The organism is Kineosporiaceae bacterium SCSIO 59966 (genome assembly GCA_020881835.1).
Taxonomy (GTDB): Bacteria; Actinomycetota; Actinomycetes; order Actinomycetales; family SCSIO-59966; genus SCSIO-59966.
Map to the genome: position 1 here is coordinate 371,566 of CP052876.1, position 24,246 is coordinate 395,811.

Below are 24,246 nucleotides of genomic sequence, written 5' to 3' on the forward strand. Positions count from 1 at the left end.
AATCGTCAAGGAGGTTCCCGCTCACGTCCCTGCCGGACGCCGTCACGGCACCGGCCCCGACCACGTGAAGGAGCCCGAGCATGAGCGAGACCACCACCACCCAGCTGCCCGCCGGCCTGACCCCCGGGACGTACGTCGTCGACCCGGCGCACTCCGAGGTCGGTTTCACCGCCCGGCACGCGATGGTCACCAAGGTCCGCGGCACGTTCAACGACGTCCAGGGCACGATCGTCATCGGCGACGACCCCGCCGACTCCAGCGCCACCGCGACCATCCAGGTCGCCTCGGTCGACACCCGCAGCGCCGACCGGGACGCGCACCTGCGCTCCGCCGACTTCTTCGACGTCGAGAACTACCCGGAGATGACCTTCCGCACCACCGGCGTCCGCCCGGACGGCGAGGACTACCTCGTCGACGGCGAGCTCACCATCAAGGGCGTCACCAAGCCGGTGACTCTCAAGGTCGAGTTCACCGGCGTGGCCACCGACCCGTTCGGCAACCAGCGGGCGGGCTTCTCCGGTGAGACCGAGGTCGACCGCGAGCAGTGGGGCCTGACCTGGAACGCCGCCCTGGAGACCGGCGGCGTGCTGGTCAGCAGGAAGGTCCGCCTGGCGTTCGACGTCAGCGCCATCAAGCAGTCCTGACCTCGGGCCACCTCCCCGGCGCCGCGGTGGCAGGTCTCGTCCTCAGGAGACGTGGCGGCCACCGCGGCGCTCGTCCGTTGCGCGCCGCCGAGAGTGGCGGGCTCGGGATGCCGGACTGCAGGAACGCCTCATGGCCCTCCAGCACAGAATGCTGCGTTCGGCGCTGCTGTGCCGGCGTGTCGCGCCGCCAACCCAGCATTCTGCGAGCCCGGCCGGGGGCCGGGTGGGTGGCGGGACTGCATGATCACGAACAGGGGGTTCGGGCTCATCACGAGGGGTAGGGTGACGGGGTGGTCCGGTGGCTGGACGCCGAGGAGCAGCGCGTGTGGCGCGCCTTTCTCGAGGCCGACCAGCGGCTGTGGGACCGGCTCTCCCGCGAGCTGGACGAGCGCAGCGGACTGTCCCTGCCGGAGTACGAGATCCTCGTGCGGCTCTCGGAGGTCCCCGAGCGCGCGCTGCGGATGAGCCAGCTCGCCGACCGGCTCGTGCACTCCCGCAGCCGGCTCACTCACACCGCCCGGCGGATGGAGCAGCGCGGCCTGGTCCGGCGCGAGGCCTGTCCCGGCGACCGGCGCGGCGTCCTGTGCGTCATGACGGACGCCGGTTGGGACGAGCTCGTCGCGGCCGCCCCGGTGCACGTCGAGGGCGTCCGCAGCCACCTGTTCGACCAGATGACCCCCGAGGAGGTCGCGGCCTTCGGGTCCGCGATGGCCAAGGTCGCCGCCCACCTGCGGGAGACCTGACCAGGGTCGTGCCCGTGGGTGGCGGGATTGCATGATCACGAAGGGGGGGATGGGGTGGGTGTGGGGGGCGAGCGGGACAATCGCCACCGTGACGACCTCCTCCGTGACGAGCCGGCAGCCCTACCCCGCTGACGCCCCCGCCTCGCAGTCGCTCTTCGAGCGGGCCCGCGCCGTCATCCCCGGTGGGGTGAACTCCCCGGTGCGGGCCTTCCGCGCGGTCGGGGGCACTCCGCGCTTCGCCACCCGGGGGTACGGGCCGTGGCTCGAGGACGCCGACGGGCGGCGGTACGTCGACCTCGTCTGCTCGTGGGGCCCGCTCATCCTGGGTCACGCCCACCCCGACGTCCTGGACGCCGTCCGGGACGCCGCCGGGCAGGGCTTCTCCTTCGGCATGCCGACCGAGCGCGAGGTGGCGCTCGCCGAGGAGATCGTGGCCCGGGTGGCGCCGGTCGAGCAGGTGCGGCTGGTCAGCAGCGGCACCGAGGCGACGATGAGCGCCGTCCGGCTGGCCCGAGGCGTCACCGGCCGCGAGCTCGTGGTGAAGTTCGCCGGCCACTACCACGGCCACGTTGACTCGCTGCTCGCCTCGGCCGGCTCCGGGGTGGCGACCTTCGCCCTGCCGGACACCCCCGGGGTCACCGGTGCCAGCGCGGCCCAGACCATCGTCCTGCCCTACAACGACGTCGCAGCCCTGGAGCGGGCCCTCGCCGAGCACGGTGAGCGGGTGGCGGCCGTCATCACCGAGGCCGCCGCTGGGAACATGGGTGTGGTCCCGCCGCTCCCCGAGTTCGAGGCCGCGCTGCGCCGGCTGACCCGGGCGCACGGCGCCCTGCTGATCAGCGACGAGGTGATGACCGGCTTCCGGGTGTCGCGCTCCGGCTGGCACGGGCTGGCCGCCGCCCGCCGCGCCGCGGCCGGCGAGCCGGACGTCGAGCCCGCCGACCTCTACACCTTCGGCAAGGTCATGGGCGGGGGGTTCCCCGCCGCGGCCTTCGGCGGCCGGGCCGACGTCATGGCCTACCTCGCGCCCGCCGGGCCGGTCTACCAGGCCGGCACCCTGTCCGGGAACCCGGTCGCCACCGCCGCCGGCCTGGCCACCCTGCGCGGCTGCACCGACGACGTCTACGCGCACCTGGACGCCACCGCCGCCACGGTGTCCGCGGCGGCGTCCGAGGCGCTCACGGCCGCCGGGGTGCCGCACCTGGTGAACCACGCCGGCAGCATGTTCAGCGTCTTCTTCACCACCCGCGAGGCGGTGCACGACTACGACGCGGCCCGCGACCAGGACCTCGGGGCGTTCCGCGCGTTCTTCCACGAGATGCTCGCTCGCGGCGTCCACCTGCCGCCCAGCGCGTTCGAGGCGTGGTTCCTCTCCGCCGCCCACGACGACGCGGCGGTCGAGCAGGTGCTCGACGCGCTGCCGCACGCCGCCCGCGCGGCGGCGGCCGCCTCCGGACGCTGACCGCCGGACCCTGACCGCCGAACCCCGACCGCCGGACCCCGACCGCCGGACCCCAGCGTCACCGGGTTTGGGACACTGGGGCCATGGCGAGGACGACCGTGCACCTGCTGCGCCACGGCGAGGTGCACAACCCGGAGGGGGTGCTGTACGGGCGGTTGCCCGGGTACCGGCTGTCCGACCTCGGTCTGGCGATGGCCGAGCGGGTCGCCGAGTACCTGGTCGGCGCCGGCCACGACGTCGCGCTCGTCGTCGCCTCCCCGCTGGAGCGCGCCCAGCAGACCGCCCGGCCGACCGCCGACGCCTACGGCCTACCGGTCCACACCGACGACCGGGTGATCGAGGCGGGCAACCACTTCCAGGGGCTGACGTTCGGGGTCGGCGACGGGGCGCTGCACCATCCCCGGCACTGGTGGCACCTGCGCAACCCGCTGCGGCCCTCGTGGGGGGAGTCCTACCGGTTCATCGCCGAGCGGATGCTGGCCGCCGCCGCCGACGCTGCCGCCCACGTCGAGGGCCGGGAGGCGGTCATCGTCAGCCACCAGCTGCCGATCTGGACGGCGCGCAGCGCCGTGGAGGGGCGCCGGTTGTGGCACGACCCGCGTCGGCGGCAGTGCTCCCTGGCCAGCCTCACCTCGCTGCACTACGAGGACGGCCGAATCGTCGGCACCAGCTACTCCGAACCTGCCGGTGACCTGCTGCCGGGGGCGAACAAGGTGGCCGGGGCGTGAACCGGACGGTCCGAGCCCTCGCGCCGGCCGTGGCGGTGCTGCTCGCGGTCACCGGCTGCACGGCGTCCGACCCGCTGTCCCAGCAGGCCCGGGCGGGGGACGCCAAGAACTACGTCTCCGGCGACGGCACCATCACCACCCTCGCCCCGGGCGAGCGGGAGGACCCGGTCGAGCTGGCCGGTGAGAGCACGCACGGCGAGCAGGTCGACGTGGCGGCGTGGCGTGGGGACGTCGTGGTGCTCAACGTCTGGTACGCCGCCTGCGCCCCGTGCCGGGCCGAGGCCCCGGACCTCGCCGAGGTGTCGGCCGAGTACGCCGACGACGGGGTGCGCTTCCTCGGGATCAACACCCGGGACGACGCGGCGAACGCCACGGCCTTCGAACGCACCTACGGCATCGGCTACCCCAGCCTGCTCGACGCCACCTCCGGGGAGGCGCTGCTCGCCCTGCGCGGCAAGGTGCCGCCGCAGGCGGTGCCGACCACCCTCGTGCTGGACCGGCAGGGCCGGGTCGCCGCCCGCGTGCTCGGCCGGGTGGAGGGCTCGACGCTGCGCGGCCTGCTGGACGACGTGCTGGCCGAGGCCGGCGGGGGTGCCGAGTGAGCATCGGCAGCACCTTCGCCGAGACCGTGCTCAGCGGCCCGATGCTGCTGGCCCTGCCGGTCGCCGCGCTCGCCGGCCTCGTCTCCTTCGCCTCGCCGTGCGTCCTGCCGCTCGTGCCCGGCTACCTCGGCTACGTCACCGGGCTCACCGGCCAGGACCTGGAGGACCAGCCGCGGCGCCGGGTCCTCGCCGGCGCCACGCTGTTCGTGCTCGGTTTCACCGCCGTCTTCGTCACCCTCGGCGCCGCCTTCGGCGGGCTCGGGGGCCTGCTGCAGCAGTGGACGGCGGAGCTCACCCGGGTCCTCGGCGTCGTCGTCCTGGTGATGGGCGTGGTGTTCCTCGGTGTGCTGCCGTCACTGCAGCGGGAGCGCCGGCTGCCGTGGCGGCCCGCTGCCGGGCTGGCCGGCGCCCCGCTGCTCGGCGTCGTGTTTGGCCTCGGCTGGGCGCCGTGCGTGGGGCCGACGCTGGCCGCGGTGCTCGGGCTCACCCTGCAGCAGGGGTCGGCCGGCCGCGGCGCCGTGCTGACCGTCGCGTACTGCCTCGGGCTCGGCCTGCCGTTCCTCGTCGTCGCCGCTGGGCTGGGACGCGGTGTGCGCACGCTCGACGTGCTGCGGCGCCACCGGCTCGCGATCTCCCGGGCCGGCGGGGCGATGCTCGTCGTCGTCGGGCTGCTGCTCGTCAGCGGGGTCTGGACGACGTGGATGACCGCGCTGCAGGGAACCATTGCCGGCTTCGAGACGATCATCTGAGGTGAGCACCGCACCCGTGGGCCCCACGCTGGGGGCGGCAGGCTGGGCGCGCTGGGTCTGGCGCCAGCTCACCTCGATGCGCACCGCGCTGTTCCTCCTGCTACTGCTGGCCGTCGCCGCCGTCCCCGGGTCGGTGATCCCCCAGCGCGGCGTGGACCCGGTGGCGGTGCAGGAGTACCTCGCCGAACGACCCACGCTCGGTCCGTGGCTGGACCGGCTCGGGTTCTTCGACGTCTACGCCTCCCCGTGGTTCTCGGCGATCTACCTGCTGCTGTTCGTCTCGCTGATCGGCTGCGTCGTGCCGCGCACCCTCGCCCACGCACGCGCCCTGCGGGCCGACCCGCCGCGCACGCCCCGCCGCCTGGCCCGGATGCCGGCCCACCGGCTGGCCGTCACCGACGCCGCCCCCGAGGAGGTGCTGGAGGCCGCCCGGCGGCTGCTGCGCCGTCGCCGGTACCGGGTGGTCCGCCGGGACGACGCGGTCGCCGCCGAGCGCGGCTACGCCCGGGAGACCGGCAACCTGCTGTTCCACCTGTCGCTGGTCGGCCTGCTCGTCGCGGTCGCCCTGGGCGGCCTGGTGGGCTATCGCGGCCAGGTCGTCGTCCCGGTCGGCCAGGCCTTCGCCAACTCCCTGGCCGACTACGACACCTTCGACCCGGGGGTGTGGTTCGACCCGGCGGACCTGCCGCCGTTCCGGCTCACCGTCGACGACCTGCGGGTCCGCTTCGAGGACCAGGCCGGCGGTTCGCAGTTCGGCGCGCCGCGGCTGTTCGAGGCGGACGTCACCGTCGTCCCCGAGCCGGGCGCGCAGCCGCAGCAGCGCACGATCGAGGTCAACGGCCCGCTCGGCATCGGTGACGCCCAGGTGTACCTCGCCGGCAACGGGTACGCGCCGCGGATCCGGGTCACCGACGGCGAGGGCCGGGTCGCGTTCGACGACCAGGTGCCGTTCCTGGCGCAGGACGACAACTACTCCTCGACCGGGGTGGTCAAGGTCGTCGACGCCGCTCCGCAGCAGATCGGGCTCGGCGGGCTGTTCCTGCCGACGGCGGTCGTCGACCCCGAGCTCGGCCCGGTCTCGGTGTTCCCCGACGCGCGGGACCCGCGGCTGTTCCTGTCCGCGTGGGTCGGGGACCTCGGCCTGGACGACGGTGTGCCGCAGTCGGTGTACGAGCTCGACACCGAGGGGATGGAGCAGCTGCGGACCCCGGACGGCGCCCCCTTCACCGTCGCCCTCGCGCCCGGTGAGAGCGCCGAGCTGCCGGACGGCGCCGGCACCGTCGAGTTCGTCTCCCTCGACCGGTTCGCGGGGCTCACCGTGCGCGCCGACCCGGCGAAGGGGTGGGCGCTGGCCTTCGCGGTGCTCGCGATCACCGGGCTCGTCGCGTCCCTGTTCGTCCCGCGCCGCCGGGTGTGGGTGCGCGCCGGCCGGGACGACGAAGGGCGTACCGTCGTGGAGGTCGCCGGGCTCGCACGCGGTGACGACGCCGGCCTGGCCGGCGAGGTGGAGGCGCTCCAGCGGGACCTGCTCGAGCGCTCGGTCGGCGCCCCCGCCCGCACTGGAGGATGACCGTGGACCTGGCCCTGCTCAGCGACGCCCTGGTGTACTCGGCGATCGTCGTCTACACCGTGGCCCTGCTGGCCTTCGCCGTCGACCTGTCCGGCACCGGACGCACCGCCGGGCGGACGGCGTCCGAGCCCGAGCGCGAGCTGGCGTCCGTCGGGGCCGGCGTCTCGCCGCCCGTCGAGTCCGTGCCGCCGCCCGTCGAGTCCGTGCCGCCGCCCGCGGATGCCGAGCCCGGTGCTGCGGACGCCGCCGGGGGACCGGGCGGACGCCGCCGCGCCGCCGGGATCGCCGTGGCGCTGACCTGGCTGGCGTTCCTGCTGCACGTCGGCGGGGTGCTCGCTCGCGGCCTGTCCGTGCAGCGGGCGCCGTGGAGCAACATGTACGAGTTCTCCATCTCCGGGGCCGCGGTGGTGACCGGGGTCTTCCTGGTCGCCCTGGCCTGGCGCGACCTGCGCTACCTCGGCACCTTCGTCATCGGCCCGGTGCTGCTCACCCTGGGACTGGCCGTCACGACGATGTACACCCAGGCGAGTGCGCTGGCGCCGGCACTGCAGAGCGAGTGGCTGATCGTCCACGTCTCGGTCGCGTTCATCTCCAGCGCCCTGTTCACGATCGCCTTCTCGGTCAACGTGCTGCAGCTGGTCCAGGACCGCCGGGAGCGGGCCCGGGCCGCCGGCGCCCCACCGCGCGGCGGCCGCTTCATGGACGCGCTGCCGTCCGCCGCCGACCTCGAGCGCCTCGCCTACCGGCTCATCGCCGTGTCGTTCCCGCTGTGGAGCTTCACCCTGGTCGCTGGTGCCATCTGGGCCGAGGTGGCCTGGGGACGGTACTGGGGCTGGGACCCCAAGGAGGTGTGGACGTTCGTCATCTGGGTGGTCTACGCCGCGTACCTGCACGCCCGGGCGACCCGCGGGTGGGACGGGCGGCGGGCGGCCTACCTGGCGATGGCCGGGTACGCCGCGGTCCTCGTGAACTTCGGGATCGTCAACGTCTTCTTCCCCGGCAACCACTCCTACGCCGGGATCGGCTGAGGCGCGGGCCGCCGCTCACGGCTCCTGGCGGCCACCGCCGTTGTCGTCCCGGCGGCGCAGGTCCTCCTCCCAGCGGCGCAGCCGCTCCTCCTGCGCCTGCTGCCGCTTGCGGTCCTCGAGCCGCCGGAGGAAGTCCGGGTCGTCGTCCGGGGCCACCGTCTGGCCGCCGCGGGGTGCGGGACCGGGGTCGGCGTGGTTACGGCCCAGCAGCACCCAGGCGATGGGTCCGAACACCGGCAGCAGCAGGATGACGAGCAGCCAGACACTGCGAGGCAGGCCCTGGAGCTCGCGCTCGTCCGTGCCCAGACAGTCCACGACGGCGTAGACGGTCAGGCCGATCGCGAGCAGGACGGCGAGCGCTCGAAGCACCTCACCACTGTACGTCGCGGGCGTACGGGCACGGGCCGGCGGTCAGCGGTCCCCGTCGACGGGTGGCCGCTCCAGGGAGGAGTCCTCGGCGGCGGCGTCCTCGTCGATGGCGCGGTCGAGCCGTCCTCGCCGCTGCGTCGTCCGCTGCTGGGTCCGCGCCGCGATGGCGGTGGTCATCTCCTCCCGGGCGTTGCCGAGCACGACGAACGACAGCGCCATGGACACCACCGCCGCGAGGAGTACGAGCAGCCACCCGCGCGCGCCGAGCACGAAGAGCACGCCGAGGACGGCGACGAAGAGGCCCAGCCGCAGGACGGTGTACTTCAGGTACGGGGACACGTCCTCAAGGCTAGGCCGCCCCTCACCCCGCCGCCCCACCCTCCCCGTGATCATGCAATCCCGCCACCCTGCACGTCCTCCCCGTGATCATGCAATCCCGCCACCCTGGCCCACAGAATGCTGGATCCAGTCCAGGTCTGCCCGCGTGTCGCGCCAACAACCCAGCATTCTGGGTGAGGTGGGGTGGCGGCACGGCGCGTACGGCGCGTGCTGCGCGTGCTGCGCGCAGCAGGGTTCCTCGCTACAGCGCCAGCCCCACCCCGAGCAGCAGACCGTAGGCCAGCTCGAACCGACCGGTGTCCCGCAGCACCGCGACGAGCGCGGGCCCGGTCGCCCCGCCGCGCACCGTGCGCACCGGCGTGACCGCCAGCGGGACGGCGAGCAGCCCGAGCAGCGCGCCGGGGCGGCCGGTGACCGCTGCCAGCAGGGCCGCGGCCAGGGAGCCGACGACCAGGACGACGTACAGCGAGCGGGTGCGCCGCTCACCGAGGCGGACGGCGAGGGTCCGCTTCCCGGCGGCGGCGTCCGTCGGCACGTCACGCAGGTTGTTCGCGACCAGGACCGCGCAGGCGAGCAGACCGACCCCGACGGCGCCGGCGAGCGTCGGCCAGGACACCTCGCCGGCCTGGGTCCACGTCGTCCCGAGCACCGCCACGAGGCCGAAGAACACGAACACGAACACCTCGCCGAGCCCGGCGTAGCCGTACGGGCGGCGTCCTCCGGTGTACGTCCAGGCGGCGACCACGGCGGCCGCCCCGACGAGCAGCAGCCACCACGACCCGGACAGCGCGACGAGGACGAACCCGGTGACCGCGGCCACCCCGAGGGCCGCGACGGCGGCGTTGCGCACAGCCGGCGGGGCGGCGACACCCGACCCGACGAGCCGCAGCGGGCCCACCCGGTCGGTGTCGGTGCCGCGCACCCCGTCGCTGTAGTCGTTGGCGTAGTTCACTCCCACCTGCAGGGCGAGGGCGACGACGAGGGCGAGCAGCGCCCGCACCGGCTCGGTCGCGCCGAGCCCCACCGCGGCGCCGGTTCCCACGGCGACCGGGGCGACGGCGGCCGGCAGGGTCCGCGGTCGAGCGCCCTCGACCCACTGCGCGAGCGTGGCCACGGGCGGGCAGGCTAGCCGCCGCTGCCCAGCGCCCGGGTGGCGAGGTCGACCGCGGCGGCCCGGTCCGGCTTGCCGATCCCGAGCAGCGGCAGCTCCGCCACGTGCAGGACGTGCCGAGGGGCGTGGGCGGCGCCCAGCCGCGCGGTCACGTGCGCGCGGACCGCCGCGGCGTCCGCCGCGCCGACGACGAGTGCCGTCACGGCCTGCCCCCACTCGGCGTCCGGGACGCCGACGACGAGGCACGCCTCGACGTCCGGCAGCTCGCCGACGACCCGCTCGATCGCCGCCGGGGCGACCTTGCGGCCGCCGGTGACGACGAGGTCGTCGATCCGCCCGGAGACGCTGAGCACCCCGTCGTCGATCCGGCCGGCGTCGGCGGTACGGAACCACCGGCCGTCGTCGTCCTCGGTGAACGCCTCCCGGGTCGCGGAGTCGTCCCCGCGGTAGCCGCGGGCCAGCACCGGCCCGCCCAGCCGGACCCGGCCGTCGTCCTCGACGGCCACCCGGACGCCGTCCAGCGGCCGTCCGTCGTAGACGCACCCGCCCGCGGTCTCCGTCATCCCGTACGTCGTCACCACGGCGACGCCCGCGGCGCGGGCCCGTCCCAGCAGGGCCGGGGACGTGGCCGCCCCGCCGACCAGGACCGCGGCGAACCGGGTGAGCGCCTCCCGGCCGGCCGGGTCCGCCAGCAGGCGGTGCAGCTGGGTCGGCACCAGAGCGGTGCAGGCGCGGGTGTGGCCGAGCCGCCCCGCCGCCGTCGCGAACGCTGCGGGGGTGAAGCGCTGACTCACGTCCAGCACGACCGGTTCGGTGCCGGCCACGACGCTGCGCACGAGCACCTGCCACCCGGCGACGTGGGCGACCGGCAGTGCCAGCAGCCACCGGGCCGGACCGCCCAGCGCAGTGGTGGTCGCGACAGCCGAGGCGCGCAGGGCGTCCGCGCCGAGCTCGACCACCTTGGGTGCTCCGGTGGACCCGGACGTCGCCAGCAGCAGGGCGGTGCCCTCGGCCACCGGCTCGTCCACCCGGGCCACGGCGAGCAGCGGCCCGGCCGTCGGGCCAGGTGGCACCGGGAGCAGCGCCGGGCCGCTCCCGCTCAGGGCGTCGGCCAGCGCGGGCAGCAACCTCAGCACGTCGTCACCGGTCGGCACACCGACCCGCTGCACCCTGTCCACGCACCATGGGTACCAGTGGCAGGCTCGTGCCGTGGACACGAGGGTCGAGTCGGCGCTGCAGGACGTCGCTCGTCGGGAGCCCGACCTGGCCGACGCCGTCCGGGCTGCCTGGGAGGACCTCACGCAGGGGACCGGCGACGCCCGCGAGGTCAGCCAGTGGTGGCTGCAGATGTACCTGTGGGACGTCCTCGCCCGCCGCAGCGACGGGTCCCCGCAGTGGACGGTCCGGCTGGCTCGGGGCCTCGGCGACGTGCTCGCCGCGGCCGGCCTGGGCCGGTACGCCGAGCTCGCCCGCAGCGAGACCACCCGCGAGGTGCTGCTCGCCGTGGACGACCTCGAGGACTGGGCCAACCGTTACGCCGCCGCCCTTCGCGCCTCGGGGATCCAGCCCCCGGACACCGACCTCATCACCTGGGGGCCGGTGATGGGCCCGGCGGAGGCCGACACCTACGAGCGGGTGGCCAACGCCCTCGAGCTGTCGATGGTCTCCGGCGCTCACACGGCCGCCGGGAGGGGTTCGCGCGCGGTCCGGACCGGGTTGACGGACGCCGTGCTGACGGCGCCGTTCCGCGAGGCGGCCGGGCTGCGCCCGCTGCACGGCATCGCCTCGGAACGGCTCGCCGCGTGGACCGACCGGTCCCCGGTGCTGGCCGAGCTGGCCGAGCCGCTGCGCGAGGTGCTGACCTCCGGCGTCCCGGACCGGCTCACCGGTCGCCCCGGTGACATGCCGCTGCTGGAGGCGCTGCTGGCGGTTCTTGCCGAGCCCGTCCGGCTGTCGGCGCGCGGCTACCTCCCGCGGGACGTCGTCCGGGCCTGGGCCGTGACCGCCGGCGTCGACCACCATCCCTCCGCGACCTCACCGGAGCACCAGAACCCGTACCTGACCCGGCTGCGGCGGGTGGCGCAGCGGACCGGGCTCGTGCGAGTGCACCGGGGCGCGCTGGCTCTGACCGTCGCCGGCCGCGCGGCCGCGAGCGACCCGGAGCGGCTGGCTACCGCGGTCGCCGACCGCTGGTTCGGCACACCGCGGGACGCCGAGGCGGTGGCTCGTGAGGTGCTCACCCTGGCGCTCGCCGCGGACGGGGAGGCGGTGGTCGGTGACCTCGCCCGCACGGTCCAGCAGGTCTACGCCGACGAAGGGTGGCGCACCGTGTCGGGGGCACCGGACCTCGGGCTGTGCCGGCACGTGCTGCACGAGTCGATCGAGGCGGGGCGGGTGCTCCGGCTGCTGCGGACCGAGCCGCAGGACCGGGTCAGTGCGACGCCGGTCGGAACGGCGGTGCTGCGGGCGGCGCTGCGTCACCACCTGCTGCACGACGGTCTCTCCCCAGCTCCCGCCTGACTCCACCCCCTGCCTGACTCCACCCCCTGCCTGACTCCACCCCCTGCCTGACTCCACCCCCCGCCCGGTGGCCAGCCAAGAACCCCCCACTCGTGATCATGCAATCCCGCCACCCCCCGTTGCCCCGTGATCATGCAATCCCGCCACCCCCCACGCCCCCCGTGATCATGCAATCCCGCCACCCGCAGGCTCACAGAGTGCTGGCTCTGGCGCTGGTTTGTCGGCGTGTCGTGCCACCAACCCAGCATTCTCTGCGCAGAAGGGTGGGCGCTGGGTGGCGGGATTGCATGATCACCAATTGGGGTTGAGTGAGTGGCGCGCGCGCTGGGAGGGTGGCGGGATTGCATGATCACGGAAAGGGGTTGAGTGGGTGGGTCAGTAGTACCAGGGGAACGGGGACCAGTCGGGGTCCCGCTTCTCCAGGAAGGCGTCACGCCCCTCGACCGCCTCGTCGGTCATGTAGGCGAGCCGGGTCGCCTCGCCGGCGAACACCTGCTGGCCCATGAGGCCGTCGTCGACGAGGTTGAACGCGAACTTCAGCATCCGCTGCGCCTGCGGGCTCTTGCCGTTGATCTCGCGGGCCACCTCGAGCGCCGTCCGCTCGAGGTCGACGTGGTCGGCGACGATGTTCACCGCACCCATCTCGCGCATCTCCTCGGCCGTGTACGTCCGGCCGAGGAAGAAGATCTCCCGCGCCCGCTTCTGCCCCACCATGCGGGCCAGGTAGGCCGAGCCGTAGCCGCCGTCGAACGACCCGACGTCGGCGTCCGTCTGCTTGAACCGGGCGTGCTCCCGGCTGGCGACCGTCAGGTCGCAGACCACGTGCAGACTGTGCCCCCCGCCGGCCGCCCAACCGCTCACCACCGCCACCACGATCTTCGGCATCGTCCGGATCAGCCGCTGCACCTCGAGGATGTGCAGCCGGCCGGCACGGGCGGCGTCGACCGTCTCGGCGGTCTCGCCGCTGGCGTACTGGTAGCCGGACCGGCCGCGGATCCGCTGGTCGCCGCCGGAGCAGAACGCCCAGCCGCCGTCACGCGGACTGGGACCGTTGCCGGTGAGCAGCACGCACCCGACGTCCGGTGTCATCCGGGCGTGGTCGAGGGCCCGGTACAGCTCGTCGACCGTGCGCGGCCGAAACGCGTTGCGGACCTCGGGACGGTCGAACGCGACCCGGACCGTCCCGGCGTCCCGGCCGTCGACGACGTGCCGGTGGTACGTGACGTCGGTGAGGTCGCCGAAGCCCTCGACCTCCCGCCAGGACGACGGGTCGAACGTCTCCGAGACCGGCTGCGCGCTCACGGCGTCCGAGGATAGGGGCCTGCCGCTGCGGCCTGCGGCGGCGCCGGGGTGAGTCACTGCCGGTCGCCTAGGCTCTGCGGTCGTGGAGCTCCCCGGCGACGCCCTCTACCTCATCGGGGGGATCGCGCTGCTCGTCGCCGTCGTGCTGCCGGGCCTCGTCAGCCGCCGCGCCATGTCGGTGCCGATGGCGTTCGTCGCCGCCGGCGTCCTCATCGGCCTGCTGCCGCTGCCCGGCGAGGTGGTGGTCTCCCCGGTCGAGCACCCCGTGGTGGCCGAGCGGCTCACCGAGCTCGGTGTCATCGTCGCGCTCATGGGCGTCGGTCTCGCCCTGGACCGCCCGCTCGGACTGCGTGGCTGGGCGTCGACCTGGCGGCTGCTCGCCGTCGGCATGCCGCTGTTCATCGCCCTGGCCGCGCTGCTCGGCTGGTGGGTGATGGGCCTGGCCCCGGCCACCGCGGTCCTGCTGGGGGCCGTCCTCGCGCCCACCGACCCGGTGCTCGCCGGTGACGTCCAGGTCGAGGGGCCCGGTGGCGGTGACAGCGCCGGCGAAGGGGACGCCCGCGACCGGGTGGACGAGGACGACGAGGCGCGGTTCGCGCTGACCAGCGAGGCCGGCCTCAACGACGGGCTGGCGTTCCCGTTCGTCTACCTCGCAGTCTTTCTCGCCTCCGGCGAGCACGGGCTCGGCCGCTGGCTCGCCTGGGAGCTCGTCGGGAAGGTCGCCGTCGGTGCCCTGCTGGGGTGGGCCCTCGGGTGGCTGCTGGCCCGGATGGCGTTCCGGTCGCGCAGCGACGCGCTCCGGCTGGCCGAGACCGGGCAGCCCGCCCTGGCCCTGGCTGCGACGTTCGTCGTCTACGGCCTCACCGAGGTCGTCGGCGGCTACGGTTTTCTCGCCGTGTTCACCGCGGCACTGGCGCTGCGGTCCTACGAGCGCCGGCACGCCTTCCACGCGACGATGCACGACTTCATCAGCCGGCTCGAGCACCTGCTCACGCTGCTCCTGCTCCTGCTGTTCGGTGCCTCGCTGTCCTGGGGGCTGCTCGCCGACCTCACCTGGCAGGGCGTCGTCGTCGGCCTGGTCGCGCTGCTCGTCCTCCGTCCGTTGACGGCGGGACTGAGCCTGTCGCGGCGGCTGCCGCTCGGTGATCCGCGACTCAGCGGCAACGAACGGCGCGTCGTCGCGTTCTTCGGTGTCCGTGGCATCGGCACCCTGTACTACCTGTCCTACGCCACCGCGCAGACCGGGTTCGACCAGGCCCGCGAGCTGTGGTCGGTCGTCGCGTTCACCGTGCTCGCCTCCATCGTCGTCCACGGCGTCCTGGCCACGCCGGCGATGGCGCGGCTGGACCGGTTGCGCGGCACGACCCAGGGAGCGGCGCGTGCGCACGACTGACACCCCGACCCTCGTCCCGCGAGTCGTCCCCCCGCTCGAGGAGCTCCTGCACGGCGCCGTCGTCGTCCGGCTGCCGATGCGGGTCCGGTTCCGTGGGATCGACGAGCGCGAGGCCGTCCTGCTCCACGGCCCCGCCGGGTGGGCCGAGTTCGCCCCGTTCGCCGAGTACGACGACGCCGAGTCGGCGGCCTGGCTCGCCGCAGCCGTCGACGCCGGCTGGAGCGAGCCACCCCCGCCCCTGCGGGCCGCCGTCCCGGTCAACGCCACCGTGCCCGCCGTCCGACCCGAGGAGGTCGCCGGCGTCCTGGCCCGGTTCCCGGGGTGCACCACGGCGAAGGTCAAGGTCGCCGCCGGCGGCAGACTCGCGGACGACGTCGCCCGGGTCGCGCAGGTCCGTCGCCTGCTCGGCCCGACCGGGCGGATCCGGGTCGACGCCAACGGAGGCTGGGACGTCGAGACGGCGCTCGAGGCCCTCACCGCCCTGGCCGTCCACGACCTCGAGTACGCCGAGCAGCCCTGCCGCACGGTGCCCGAGCTCGCGGACCTGCGCAGCCGGCTCGCCCGGGCCGGCATCGGCGTCCGGATCGCCGCCGACGAGAGCATCCGGCGAGCCGAGGACCCGTTCGCGGTGGCCCGGGCCGGTGCCGCCGACGTCGCCGTCCTCAAGGTCGCGCCGCTCGGCGGGGTGCACCGCCTGCTCGCGGTCGCCGAGGTGCTGGAGCGCCGGCACGGCCTGCCGGTCGTCGTGTCCAGCGCCCTGGACACGGCGGTCGGGATCGCCGCCGGTGTGGCCGCGGCCGCCGCCCTGCCGCGGCTCGAGCTGGCCTGCGGGCTCGGCACCGGCGGGCTGCTCGCCGACGACGTGGCCGACCTCGCCGTCCGTGACGGGTCGCTGCCGGTGCAGCCCGTCGAGCCGGACCCCGAACGGCTGGCCCGCCTGGCCGCCGACCCGGCCACCCGGGACCGGTGGCTCGACCGGGTCGCCCGGTGCCACCGTCTGCTCCGCACTGGAGGGTCCGGCACGTGAACGCCTCCACCGCCGCGGCGCGGGCCGTCGTCGCCGCACTGCGCGAGGCCGGCGTCCAGGACGTCGTGCTGTGCCCCGGGTCGCGCTCGGCGCCGCTCGCGTACGCCCTGGCCGCCGCGGACGCCGCCGGCGGGCCACGGCTGCACGTCCGGGTCGACGAGCGGGCCGCCGGGTTCACCGCCCTCGGCCTGGCCCTCGGCGGACCGGCGCCGGCTGCCGTCGTCACGACGTCCGGCACCGCCGTCGCCAACCTGCACCCGGCCGTGCTCGAGGCGCACGAGTCGGCCGTGCCCCTGCTCGTGCTCTCCGCCGACCGGCCGCACCGGCTGCGCGGCACCTGGGCCAACCAGACGACCGCCCTGCAGGCCGGGCTGTTCGGCGGCGCCGTCCGGCTGGCCCTCGACGTCCCCGCCGAGGACCCGCCCGGGCGCCTCGCCGGTGCCGTCCGGGACGCGGTGGCCACCGCGCGCGGGACCGGTGGCCGCCGCCCCGGCCCGGTGCACGTCGACCTCGCCTTCGACGACCCGCTGGTCCCGGACGACGACCCGCCGGTCCCGGACGACGACCCGCGGGCCGTGGACGACGACCCGCTCGCTCCCGGGACGGTTGCGGCCGGTCCCGCCGCCCCGGCCCGGGACGACGTCCCCGACCACCCGGCCGCCGTCGTCCTTGCCGCCGGTCCGCGGACCGTCGTCGTGGCCGGGGCCGGGGCCGGGGACGACGCCCGCCGGCTCGCCGAGGCCGCCGGCTGGCCGCTGCTGGCCGAGCCGTCGTCCGGTGCTCGCGGCGGGCCGCACGCGATCGGGCCCTACCGGCTGCTGCTCGACGAGCCCGGTCTCGGCGGCCGGGTCGAGCGGGTCGTCGTCCTGGGCCGCCCGACGCTGTCCCGTCCGGTGACCCGGCTGCTGGCCCGCGACGACGTCGAGGTGGTGCACGTCGTCCGGCACGCCGACGACCCCCGCGCCGACGACCCCCGCGCCGGACGGGCCGTGCGCCGGGTGCCCGCCGTCCGTGCCGGCGCCGGAGGCGACGACGGCGGCTGGCTCGAGTCCTGGCGGCGTGCCGGCCGGCTGGCGACGGCTGCCCTCGACGACGTCCTCGACCACACCGCCGACCACGCCGTCGACCACGCCGCCGACCACGCCGTCGACCGGGCCGCCTACCGGGCGCAGGGAGCACCGCGGCCGCTCGACGGCCTCGTCCTGGCACGGGAGGTCGCCCGCGCCACCGCCCCGGACGACGTCCTCGTCGCGGCCGCGTCCAACGCGGTCCGGGACCTCGACCTCGCCGGCGCCCCGTGGGACCGGCCGCGGCGGGTGCTGGCCAACCGTGGCCTGTCCGGGATCGACGGGACGCTGTCCACGGCGAGCGGGGTGGCGCTCGCGACCGGCCGGCGGACCCGGGTGCTGGTCGGCGACCTCGCGTTCCTGCACGACCTCAACGGCCTGCTCGCCGGCCCCGCAGAGCCGGAGCCGGACCTGCAAGTCGTGCTGCTCGACGACGACGGCGGCGGCATCTTCAGTCTGCTCGAGCACGGGGACGAGCGGTTCGCCACGGTGTTCGAGCGGGTGTTCGGCACCCCGCACGGCAGCGACGTCGCCGCGCTGTGCCGGGGGATCGGCGTCCCGCACCGGCCGGCCGTCGACCTCGCAGACCTGCGGACGGCGCTCGCCAACCCGCCGCCGGGACGCTCCGTGCTGCACGTCCGCGCCGACCGGTCCGCTCGTCGCGCCCTGCAGGCGCGGGTCGCGGACGCCGTCCGGGTGGCGGTGAACGGCCCGCGCTGAGCGGCGCAGCAGTACTCTCGACCGTCGTGTCCGTCCCCGGTGCCACCCGCCCCGCGCCACCCGTGCGCGAGCGGCGTCCGGCGGGCGGGCCGCACCGGTCCCAGCCGCGGCTGTGGCCACGCGTCCTCGGTCACGTGACCGCCACGTTCGTCCTGGCCCTCGTCGTCCTGCTCGTCCTGGAGTGGGCGCACGCCCTCAACGACCCGTGGGTGGGCGCCGCCGAACGGCTGGAGCAGCTGCCGCGACCCGTCCTGGCCGTCAGCGGCGCCGTCGTCTGGGGCGTGGTCGGACTGCTCCACGCGGTCACCGGGCGGCTGTGGCTCACCACCGGCCTGACCCTCGCGGCCACCGGGTTCGTCGCGTTCGCCGCCGACGCCAAGATGAGCCTGCGCTCCGAGCCGCTGTTCCCGACCGACGTCGTCTACCTGCGCCAGGCCGGGCTGCTGGTGGAGAGCATCGGCACCGGCACCGCGCTCGCCCTGGTCGCCGCGATGGCGGCCGCCGTCCTCGTCACCTGGCAGGTGGCGCGACTGGTCCGCCGGCCGGGACGACGACGGTCGCCGACCCGGCAGCGGCGCCGCCTCGTGGCGGGCCTGCGAGTCGTCGCCGGGCTCGTCGCCGGCGTGGTGGTGGTCACCGCGGCGACCTTCAACGTCGAGGGCAACCCGCTGCGTGACGTGTACGAACGCGCCGGTGCGATCTGGGCGCCGTGGAGCCAGCTCGACAACTACGCCAAGAACGGCTTCGTCGCCGGCGCCCTGTACAACCTGCCGGCCACCGCGATGGACGAGCCACCGGGCTACGGTCCCGAGGCGGTCGCCGAGGTCGTCGAGCGGTACCGCGCGGCTGCCGTGGCGGCCAACGTCGGACGGGACGAGGACGCGCTCGCCGACACGAACGTCGTCCTGGTCCTGGCCGAGAGCACCGCCGACCCCACCCGACTGGACGGCGTCGACCTGGCCGAGGACCCGCTGCCGTTCCTGCACGAGCTCATGGCGGACAACAGCTCGGGCACCCTGCTCGTGTCCGGCTACGGCGGCGGGACGGCGAACGTGGAGTTCGAGGCGCTCACCGGTCTGGCCGTGGCGAGCTACCAGGCGCAGGTGCACAGCCCGTTCCAGATGCTCGTGTCCCGCGCGTCGTCGTTCCCGTCCTACCTGGACCGGTTCGCCGACCGGCCGACGCTGGCCCTGCACCCCTACGTCGGGGAGTTCTACCAGCGTCACGCCGTGTACCCCGCGCTCGGTTTCGACCGCGCCGAGTTCCGCGACACGATGACGCAGCGCAGCACCATCGAGGACGCCCCGTTCGTCTCCGACGCGGCCGTGTTCCGGGAGCTCGTCGACGAGCTGCGCGCGGAGCCCGAGCCGATGCTCGTGAACGTCGTGACGATGCAGAACCACGTGCCGCACCGCGGGTACTCCGACCCGGTGCCGGTGGAGGGCTCCTTCAGCGCCGAGCAGGCAGAGACGCTCGGGCAGTACGTCCGCGGACTGCAGCACAGCGACGCCGCGCTCGCCGAGCTGGCCGCCGAGCTCGACCGACTGCCCGAGCGCACCGTCGTCCTCTACTACGGCGACCACCTCGCGCCGATCTGGCCGGCGGAGGTCCTCGCGCAGAACGACCGCCTGGCCCAGTACTCGACCCCGTGGGTGGTGTTCGCGAACTTCGAGACCGAGCCCGTGCGGCCGGAGCACCCGATCAGCCCGAACCTGCTCGTGCCGCAGCTGATCGCCGCGACCGGTGCGCCGCTGACTCCGCTCGACGCGCTGCTGGCCGAGGTGCAGGCGGAGGTCCCGGCGCTGGGGACACTGGCGGTGCTGGACGGCGAGGGGCGCGTGGTCCCGGACGTCGAGGCGCTCGGTCCGCGCGCCCAGGCGGTGCTCGCCGACTACCGGCTGCTCCAGTACGACCTCACCGTCGGTGCCGGCTACTCCCGGGACGCCGTGTACACCGTCCCCTGACGGCCACGATCCCCTCCCCGTGATCATGCAGTCCCGCCACCCCTGGCCCCACACTCCGCTCCCCGTGATCATGCAATCCCGCCACCCCTGGCCCCACACTCCGCTCCCCGTGATCATGCAATCCCGCCACCTCCCGGGCCTGGGTGGCGGGATTGCATGATCACGGGGAGGAGAGGTCAGGTGGGCCGTCGAGGTCGCTGCACACCATCGCCGCGGAGCATCGGCGACGCCCGCAGAATGCTGGATTCGGCACGACTCTTACGGCGTGTCGTGCCACCAACCCAGCATTCTGCGAGTCGGACGGTGGCCGACAGGGTGGCGGGATTGCATGATCACGGATGGGGTGGGGGTGGGGGTGGGGGTGGGGTGGGGTCGGGGCTGACGGCGTCCCGCACCGGCACGAGCTTGGCGTCGCTCTCGGCGAGCTCGGCCTCGGGGTCGGAGCCGGCGACGATGCCGCAGCCGGCGAACAGGCGCAGTCGTCGCGGGTCCGCCGGGTCGAGCCGGGCGCAGCGCAGGGCGATCCCCAGCTCCCCGTCGCCGCGGGCGTCCACCCAGCCCACCGGGCCGGCGTAGCGGTCCCGGTCCATCCCCTCCAGCTCGGCGATGAGCTTGGCGGCGGCCTCGGTCGGCGTGCCGCAGACGGCTGCGGTGGGGTGCAGTGCCGCGCCGAGCTCGAGCAGCGACGCCGAGCCCGCAGCGAGTACTCCGGCGACGTCGGTGGCCAGGTGCATGACGTTCGGCAGGTGCAGGACGAACGGCGACTCCGGCGCGCTCGTGCTCGTGCAGTACGGCTGCAGCGCCTCGACGACGGAGCGCACCGCGTACTCGTGCTCCTCGAGGTCCTTGCTCGACCGAGCCAGGGACCCGGCCAGCGCGAGGTCCCGCTCGTCGTCCCCGGTCCGCCGGATCGTCCCGGCCAGCACCCGCGACGTCACCAGCCCGCGCTCCACCCGCACGAGCAGCTCCGGGGTCGCGCCCACCAGCCCGTCGACGTCGAACGTCCACACCGACGGGTACCGCGCGGCCAGGCGGGTCAGCAGGTGTCGTGGGTCGACCGGCCGGTCCGCTTGCGCCTCCAGGTCGCGAGCGAGCACGACCTTGTCCACCTCACCCGCGCCGATCCGGCGCACCGCCTCCCGGACGACGGACGCCCACTGCGGTCCGGACCGGACGCCGTCGGCGAACCGGACCTGTCCCGGCGACTCGGGTGCACCGGCCGGGGCCGGGGCGGCCGGCGCGGGCAGCGCACCCTCGGGGGCGACCGCCGTCACCCAGGACGTCCCACCACGGCGTCCGACGACGACCCGGGGGACGACGAGGACGCCGCCGGCGGGGGAGTCGTCGGCGAAGGAGAACGAGACGAACGCGACCGGCCCGGTGCCGGGCAGCCGGACGTCGTCGCGGACGGCGACGTCGGCGGACACCCGCGCCCACACCCGGGCCGCGTCAGCGAACCGGTCCGGCCCGGCCAGGTCCACCCGCAGCGCCTCGCCCCAGCCGACCATCCCCTCGCCCCGGCGCACCCACGCGACCGGCGGGTCGTCGTCCGAGGGCGGCGGCAGGTAGGAGAGCAGCTCGCCTGCGACGTCGAGGGCCGTGGTGCGGGCCACGAGTCGCGCACCGGCGGCGGGGAGGGCGCTCATCGGCGCACAGACTAAGCCGTACCCTGTGCCGACGTGAGCCGCGCCGACCTGCACAAGCAGCCGCACGAGGTCGCGGCGATGTTCGACGGCGTGGCCGGCCGCTACGACCTGACCAACGACGTCCTGTCCCTGGGCCAGGACCGGCTGTGGCGCCGGGCGGTGGTGCGCGCGGTGGACGCCCGCCCCGGGGAGACCGTCCTCGACCTCGCCGCCGGGACGGGCACCTCCAGCGAGCCGTTCGCGGACGCCGGGGCCCGCACCGTGCCGTGCGACTTCTCCCTCGGCATGCTGCAGGTGGGCCGCCGCCGTAGGCCCGACCTGTCCTTCGTCGCCGGGGACGCCACCCGCCTCCCGTTCGCCGACGGGGTCTTCGACGCGGTGACGATCTCTTTCGGGCTGCGCAACGTCGTCGAGCCGCAGCGTGCCCTCGCCGAGATGCTGCGGGTCACCCGTCCCGGGGGGCGGCTCGTCGTCTGCGAGTTCTCCCACCCGACGTGGGCGCCGTGGCGGACGGTGTACACCGAGTACCTCATGCGCGCCCTGCCGAGCGTGGCCCGGCGGGTGTCGTCGAACCCCGAGGCCTACGTCTACCTCGCCGAGTCCATCCGGGCCTGGCCCGACCAGCGGGCTTTGGCGGACGTCGTCCGCGGCGCCGGCTGGGAGCAGGTCGCCTACCGCAACCTCACCGGGGGGATCGTGGCCCTCCACCGGGCCGTCCGTCCGGTAGAGGCGTAGACTTCCGGGGACTTCGTGAACACGTTCACAAGCGCCGCGTCCGTCCTGAGCACCCCGAGCACCTTGAGCAGCTTGAGCACCCCGAGCACCTTGAGCACCCGACCCGCCACGGCGACGAGTGAGGCACCGTGACCCCCAGGCCCCCGACGGCGGCCGAGGCCGACGTCATCGTCGTCGGCGCCGGCCCGGCCGGTTCCACCGCCGCGCACTACCTCGCCCGGTCCGGCGTCGACGTCCTGCTGCTGGAGAAGACCGCGTTCCCGCGCGAGAAGGTGTGCGGCGACGGCCTGACTCCCCGTGCGGTCAAGGAGCTCATCGCCATGGGCCTGCCGACCCCGTCTGAGGACGGTTGGATCCGCAACCAGGGGCTGCGGATCCTCGGGGGCGGGATGCGCCTGGAGCTGCCGTGGCCGGACCTCGCCACGTTCCCCGACTACGGCCTCGTGCGGCCCCGGCTCGACTTCGACGAGGCGCTGGCCCGGCACGCCGTCGCCTCGGGCGCGACCCTGCTCGAACGCACGAACGTGACCGGTCCGGTGCGGGACGACGCCACCGGCCGGGTCGTCGGGGTCACCGCCCGCCCGGTCGACGAGCGCGGACGGCGCACCGGTGAGGAGGTCGTCTACCGCGCCCCCGTGGTGCTGGCTGCCGACGGCACCTCCGCCCGGCTCGCGCTCTCGCTCGGCCTGGCCAAGCGGGACGACCGGCCGATGGGGGTCGCCGTCCGGACGTACTTCCGCAGCCCTCGGCACGACGACGACTGGCTGGAGAGCTGGCTGGAGCTGTGGGACGGCGAGCCGCAGCGGTCGAACCTGCTGCCCGGGTACGGGTGGGTGTTCGGCGTCGGGGACGGGACGTCGAACGTGGGCCTGGGCATCCTCAACTCCTCCTCGGCCTTCGGCACGGTGGACTACAAGGAGCTGCTGCGCCGGTGGGTGGCGACGATGCCGCCGGAGTGGGGGTACACCGAGGACAACCAGGTCGGGGAGGTCCGAGGCGCCGCCCTGCCGATGGGCTTCAACCGGACGCCGCACTACACCGACGGGGTCCTGCTGCTCGGTGACGCCGGTGGCATGGTCAACCCGTTCAACGGGGAGGGCATCGCCTACGCGATGGAGTCCGCCCGGCTGGCCGCCGACGTCGTCACCCAGGCGCTGGCCCGTCCGGACGCCGCCGCTCGGGAGCGTGCGCTGCAGGCCTACCCGCAGGTGATGAAGGACGCCCTCGGCGGCTACTACACGCTCGGCCGGGTGTTCGTCCAGCTCATCGGCAACCCGCACGTGATGAAGGTCGCCACCCGCTACGGCCTGCCGCGCCCGCTGCTGATGCGGTTCACGCTCAAGCTGCTGGCGAACCTCACGGACCCACGCGGCGGGGACGCGATGGACCGGCTGATCAACGGCCTGACCCGGATCGCGCCGGCCGCATGACCCCCGACCGCCCCGCCGCGTGCCCCAAACCGCAGGCCCCTAGGATGGGCGCCGCCTCGGTCGGGCCAGGCCTACGACAGCGCACCGACCACGGCGCACGGACCGTGCGAGCAGAGGAGCGAGACGGGCATGTCTGACGTGATCAACCCGTACATCCCGATCCTCGGACTACTGGCTCTCGCCGCCGGCTTCGTCGTCTTCTCGCTGGTGGCCAACGCGATCCTGGGACCGAAGCGCTACAACCGCGCCAAGCTCGACGCCTACGAGTGCGGGATCGACCCGACGCCGCAGGCCGCCGGCGGCGGCCGCTTCCCGGTGAAGTACTACCTCGTCGCGATGACCTTCATCGTCTTCGACATCGAGGTGGTGTTCCTCGTGCCGTGGGCGGTGGCGTTCCGGGAGCTCGCTCTGTTCGGACTCGTGGCGATGATGGGCTTCCTCGTGCTCATCACCGTTCCGTACGTGTACGAGTGGCGCCGCGGCGCGCTCGAGTGGGACTGACAGGAGAGAGCTGATGGGGATCGAGGACAAGCTGCCCAGCGGCGTCGTGCTGTCGACCGTCGAGCAGCTGGTGGGGTACCTCCGCAAGTCGTCGGTGTGGCCGGCGACGTTCGGCCTAGCCTGCTGCGCCATCGAGATGATGGCCGTCGGCGGCCCGAAGTACGACATCGCCCGGTTCGCGATGGAACGGTTCGCGGCCACCCCGCGCCAGGCCGACCTCATGATCGTCGCCGGCCGGGTGAGCCAGAAGATGGCTCCGGTGCTGCGGCAGATCTACGACCAGATGATGGAGCCCAAGTGGGTCATCTCGATGGGCGTGTGCGCGTCGTCCGGGGGGATGTTCAACAACTACGCCATCGTCCAGGGCGTCGACCACGTCGTGCCGGTCGACGTCTACCTGCCCGGTTGCCCGCCGCGCCCGGAGATGCTGCTCAACGCGATCCTCGAGCTGCACGACCAGATCCAGCACATGCCGCTGGGCGCCAATCGCGTGAAGGCGGCCCGGGCTGCTGAGCAGGCCGCGCTGGCCGCCACGCCGAGCTCGCAGATGAAGGGGCTGCTGCGGTGAGCGACGCCACCGACGACGTACCTGACGG

23 protein-coding genes are annotated in these 24,246 nt (G+C 74.7%); 17 read left to right on the forward strand and 6 right to left on the reverse strand.

What is annotated here, in order from left to right:
- The first annotated feature begins 80 nt into the window (after nucleotides 1-80).
- From HJG43_01810 to ccsB, 8 genes are all read left to right on the forward strand, one after another.
- Nucleotides 81-644 (forward strand): YceI family protein, encoded by a 564-nt coding sequence (locus HJG43_01810; protein ID UER53498.1) that lies wholly within the window; start codon nucleotides 81-83, stop codon nucleotides 642-644.
- A gap of 290 nt (nucleotides 645-934) precedes the next feature.
- Nucleotides 935-1,387 carry a MarR family transcriptional regulator gene (locus HJG43_01815; protein UER53499.1) on the forward strand — a complete coding sequence of 151 codons (453 nt, stop codon included), beginning with the start codon at nucleotides 935-937 and terminating at the stop codon, nucleotides 1,385-1,387.
- Between the two features lie 49 nt (nucleotides 1,388-1,436).
- On the forward strand, nucleotides 1,437-2,849 hold the full coding sequence (hemL, locus tag HJG43_01820; protein UER55618.1) for a glutamate-1-semialdehyde 2,1-aminomutase: 1,413 nt from the start codon (nucleotides 1,437-1,439) through the stop codon (nucleotides 2,847-2,849).
- An 83-nt stretch (nucleotides 2,850-2,932) separates the two neighbouring features.
- Nucleotides 2,933-3,577: a histidine phosphatase family protein gene (locus HJG43_01825; protein ID UER53500.1), complete on the forward strand. Its 645-nt coding sequence runs from the start codon at nucleotides 2,933-2,935 to the stop codon at nucleotides 3,575-3,577.
- Nucleotides 3,574-4,179, forward strand: a complete 606-nt coding sequence (locus tag HJG43_01830; GenBank protein UER53501.1) for a TlpA family protein disulfide reductase — start codon at nucleotides 3,574-3,576, stop codon at nucleotides 4,177-4,179. The genes HJG43_01825 and HJG43_01830 overlap by 4 nt, the downstream gene beginning before the upstream one ends.
- Before the next feature lie 41 nt (nucleotides 4,180-4,220).
- The gene (locus HJG43_01835) at nucleotides 4,221-4,928 is read left to right on the forward strand and encodes a cytochrome c biogenesis protein CcdA (GenBank protein UER55619.1); all 708 of its coding nucleotides are present in this window, start codon (nucleotides 4,221-4,223) and stop codon (nucleotides 4,926-4,928) included.
- Nucleotides 4,929-5,004: 76 nt separating this feature from the next.
- Nucleotides 5,005-6,498, forward strand: coding sequence for a cytochrome c biogenesis protein ResB (locus tag HJG43_01840; GenBank protein UER55620.1), 1,494 nt, complete (start codon nucleotides 5,005-5,007; stop codon nucleotides 6,496-6,498).
- Complete coding sequence (ccsB, locus tag HJG43_01845) at nucleotides 6,495-7,526, forward strand: c-type cytochrome biogenesis protein CcsB (GenBank protein UER53502.1); 1,032 nt, start codon at nucleotides 6,495-6,497, stop codon at nucleotides 7,524-7,526. Before HJG43_01840 ends, ccsB begins: the two co-directional genes overlap by 4 nt.
- Nucleotides 7,527-7,541: 15 nt before the next feature.
- Here the strand turns inward: ccsB and HJG43_01850 are convergent, their stop codons facing one another.
- The 4 genes from HJG43_01850 to HJG43_01865 all read right to left on the reverse strand — a co-directional run bounded on the left by HJG43_01850 (nucleotide 7,542) and on the right by HJG43_01865 (nucleotide 10,499).
- Nucleotides 7,542-7,895 (reverse strand): hypothetical protein, encoded by a 354-nt coding sequence (locus tag HJG43_01850; GenBank protein ID UER53503.1) that lies wholly within the window; start codon nucleotides 7,893-7,895, stop codon nucleotides 7,542-7,544.
- Between the two features lie 42 nt (nucleotides 7,896-7,937).
- Nucleotides 7,938-8,234: a DUF4229 domain-containing protein gene (locus tag HJG43_01855; protein ID UER53504.1), complete on the reverse strand. Its 297-nt coding sequence runs from the start codon at nucleotides 8,232-8,234 to the stop codon at nucleotides 7,938-7,940.
- A 241-nt stretch (nucleotides 8,235-8,475) separates the two neighbouring features.
- Nucleotides 8,476-9,348 carry a 1,4-dihydroxy-2-naphthoate polyprenyltransferase gene (locus tag HJG43_01860; GenBank protein UER53505.1) on the reverse strand — a complete coding sequence of 291 codons (873 nt, stop codon included), beginning with the start codon at nucleotides 9,346-9,348 and terminating at the stop codon, nucleotides 8,476-8,478.
- A gap of 11 nt (nucleotides 9,349-9,359) precedes the next feature.
- Complete coding sequence (locus tag HJG43_01865; protein ID UER55621.1) at nucleotides 9,360-10,499, reverse strand: AMP-binding protein; 1,140 nt, start codon at nucleotides 10,497-10,499, stop codon at nucleotides 9,360-9,362.
- Between the two features lie 55 nt (nucleotides 10,500-10,554).
- Here HJG43_01865 and HJG43_01870 point away from each other — a divergent pair, with 55 nt between their 5' ends.
- A complete protein-coding gene (locus tag HJG43_01870; protein ID UER53506.1) occupies nucleotides 10,555-11,865 on the forward strand; it encodes a hypothetical protein in 1,311 nt (436 codons plus the stop codon).
- A gap of 375 nt (nucleotides 11,866-12,240) precedes the next feature.
- Here the strand turns inward: HJG43_01870 and HJG43_01875 are convergent, their stop codons facing one another.
- Nucleotides 12,241-13,224: a 1,4-dihydroxy-2-naphthoyl-CoA synthase gene (locus tag HJG43_01875; GenBank protein UER53507.1), complete on the reverse strand. Its 984-nt coding sequence runs from the start codon at nucleotides 13,222-13,224 to the stop codon at nucleotides 12,241-12,243.
- Between the two features lie 25 nt (nucleotides 13,225-13,249).
- On the opposite strand from HJG43_01875, the gene HJG43_01880 reads away from it, so the two are divergent.
- Genes HJG43_01880 through HJG43_01895 form a run of 4 tightly spaced genes read left to right on the forward strand, consistent with a single transcriptional unit; the run spans nucleotide 13,250 to nucleotide 19,338 of the window.
- On the forward strand, nucleotides 13,250-14,560 hold the full coding sequence (locus HJG43_01880) for a sodium:proton antiporter (GenBank protein UER53508.1): 1,311 nt from the start codon (nucleotides 13,250-13,252) through the stop codon (nucleotides 14,558-14,560).
- On the forward strand, nucleotides 14,547-15,587 hold the full coding sequence (locus HJG43_01885; GenBank protein UER53509.1) for an o-succinylbenzoate synthase: 1,041 nt from the start codon (nucleotides 14,547-14,549) through the stop codon (nucleotides 15,585-15,587). Before HJG43_01880 ends, HJG43_01885 begins: the two co-directional genes overlap by 14 nt.
- Nucleotides 15,584-17,374 (forward strand): 2-succinyl-5-enolpyruvyl-6-hydroxy-3-cyclohexene-1-carboxylic-acid synthase, encoded by a 1,791-nt coding sequence (menD, locus tag HJG43_01890; protein UER53510.1) that lies wholly within the window; start codon nucleotides 15,584-15,586, stop codon nucleotides 17,372-17,374. Before HJG43_01885 ends, menD begins: the two co-directional genes overlap by 4 nt.
- Before the next feature lie 26 nt (nucleotides 17,375-17,400).
- Nucleotides 17,401-19,338, forward strand: a complete 1,938-nt coding sequence (locus tag HJG43_01895; GenBank protein ID UER53511.1) for an LTA synthase family protein — start codon at nucleotides 17,401-17,403, stop codon at nucleotides 19,336-19,338.
- A gap of 332 nt (nucleotides 19,339-19,670) precedes the next feature.
- On the opposite strand, the gene HJG43_01900 is transcribed toward HJG43_01895, so the two are convergent.
- Complete coding sequence (locus HJG43_01900; GenBank protein UER53512.1) at nucleotides 19,671-20,984, reverse strand: chorismate-binding protein; 1,314 nt, start codon at nucleotides 20,982-20,984, stop codon at nucleotides 19,671-19,673.
- 33 nt (nucleotides 20,985-21,017) lie between these two features.
- On the opposite strand from HJG43_01900, the gene HJG43_01905 reads away from it, so the two are divergent.
- The 4 genes from HJG43_01905 (at nucleotide 21,018) to HJG43_01920 (ending at nucleotide 24,218) form a co-directional block, all read left to right on the forward strand.
- A complete protein-coding gene (locus HJG43_01905; GenBank protein UER53513.1) occupies nucleotides 21,018-21,719 on the forward strand; it encodes a demethylmenaquinone methyltransferase in 702 nt (233 codons plus the stop codon).
- A 128-nt stretch (nucleotides 21,720-21,847) separates the two neighbouring features.
- The gene (locus HJG43_01910; protein UER53514.1) at nucleotides 21,848-23,149 is read left to right on the forward strand and encodes a geranylgeranyl reductase family protein; all 1,302 of its coding nucleotides are present in this window, start codon (nucleotides 21,848-21,850) and stop codon (nucleotides 23,147-23,149) included.
- A gap of 141 nt (nucleotides 23,150-23,290) precedes the next feature.
- Nucleotides 23,291-23,650, forward strand: a complete 360-nt coding sequence (locus HJG43_01915) for an NADH-quinone oxidoreductase subunit A (protein ID UER55622.1) — start codon at nucleotides 23,291-23,293, stop codon at nucleotides 23,648-23,650.
- A gap of 13 nt (nucleotides 23,651-23,663) precedes the next feature.
- Nucleotides 23,664-24,218 carry an NADH-quinone oxidoreductase subunit B gene (locus HJG43_01920; protein ID UER53515.1) on the forward strand — a complete coding sequence of 185 codons (555 nt, stop codon included), beginning with the start codon at nucleotides 23,664-23,666 and terminating at the stop codon, nucleotides 24,216-24,218.
- The last annotated feature ends 28 nt before the right edge of the window (nucleotides 24,219-24,246 follow it).

Coding starts and splice junctions, on each gene's coding strand:
- HJG43_01900 (UER53512.1), bottom strand. CDS start 20,984: ATGAGCGCCCTCCCCGCCGCCGGTGCGCGACTCGTGGCCCGCACCACG.
- HJG43_01825 (UER53500.1), top strand. CDS start 2,933: ATGGCGAGGACGACCGTGCACCTGCTGCGCCACGGCGAGGTGCACAAC.
- HJG43_01835 (UER55619.1), top strand. CDS start 4,221: ATGCTGCTGGCCCTGCCGGTCGCCGCGCTCGCCGGCCTCGTCTCCTTC.
- hemL (UER55618.1), top strand. CDS start 1,437: ATGGGGTGGGTGTGGGGGGCGAGCGGGACAATCGCCACCGTGACGACC.
- HJG43_01810 (UER53498.1), top strand. CDS start 81: ATGAGCGAGACCACCACCACCCAGCTGCCCGCCGGCCTGACCCCCGGG.
- ccsB (UER53502.1), top strand. CDS start 6,495: ATGACCGTGGACCTGGCCCTGCTCAGCGACGCCCTGGTGTACTCGGCG.
- HJG43_01840 (UER55620.1), top strand. CDS start 5,005: ATGCGCACCGCGCTGTTCCTCCTGCTACTGCTGGCCGTCGCCGCCGTC.
- HJG43_01920 (UER53515.1), top strand. CDS start 23,664: ATGGGGATCGAGGACAAGCTGCCCAGCGGCGTCGTGCTGTCGACCGTC.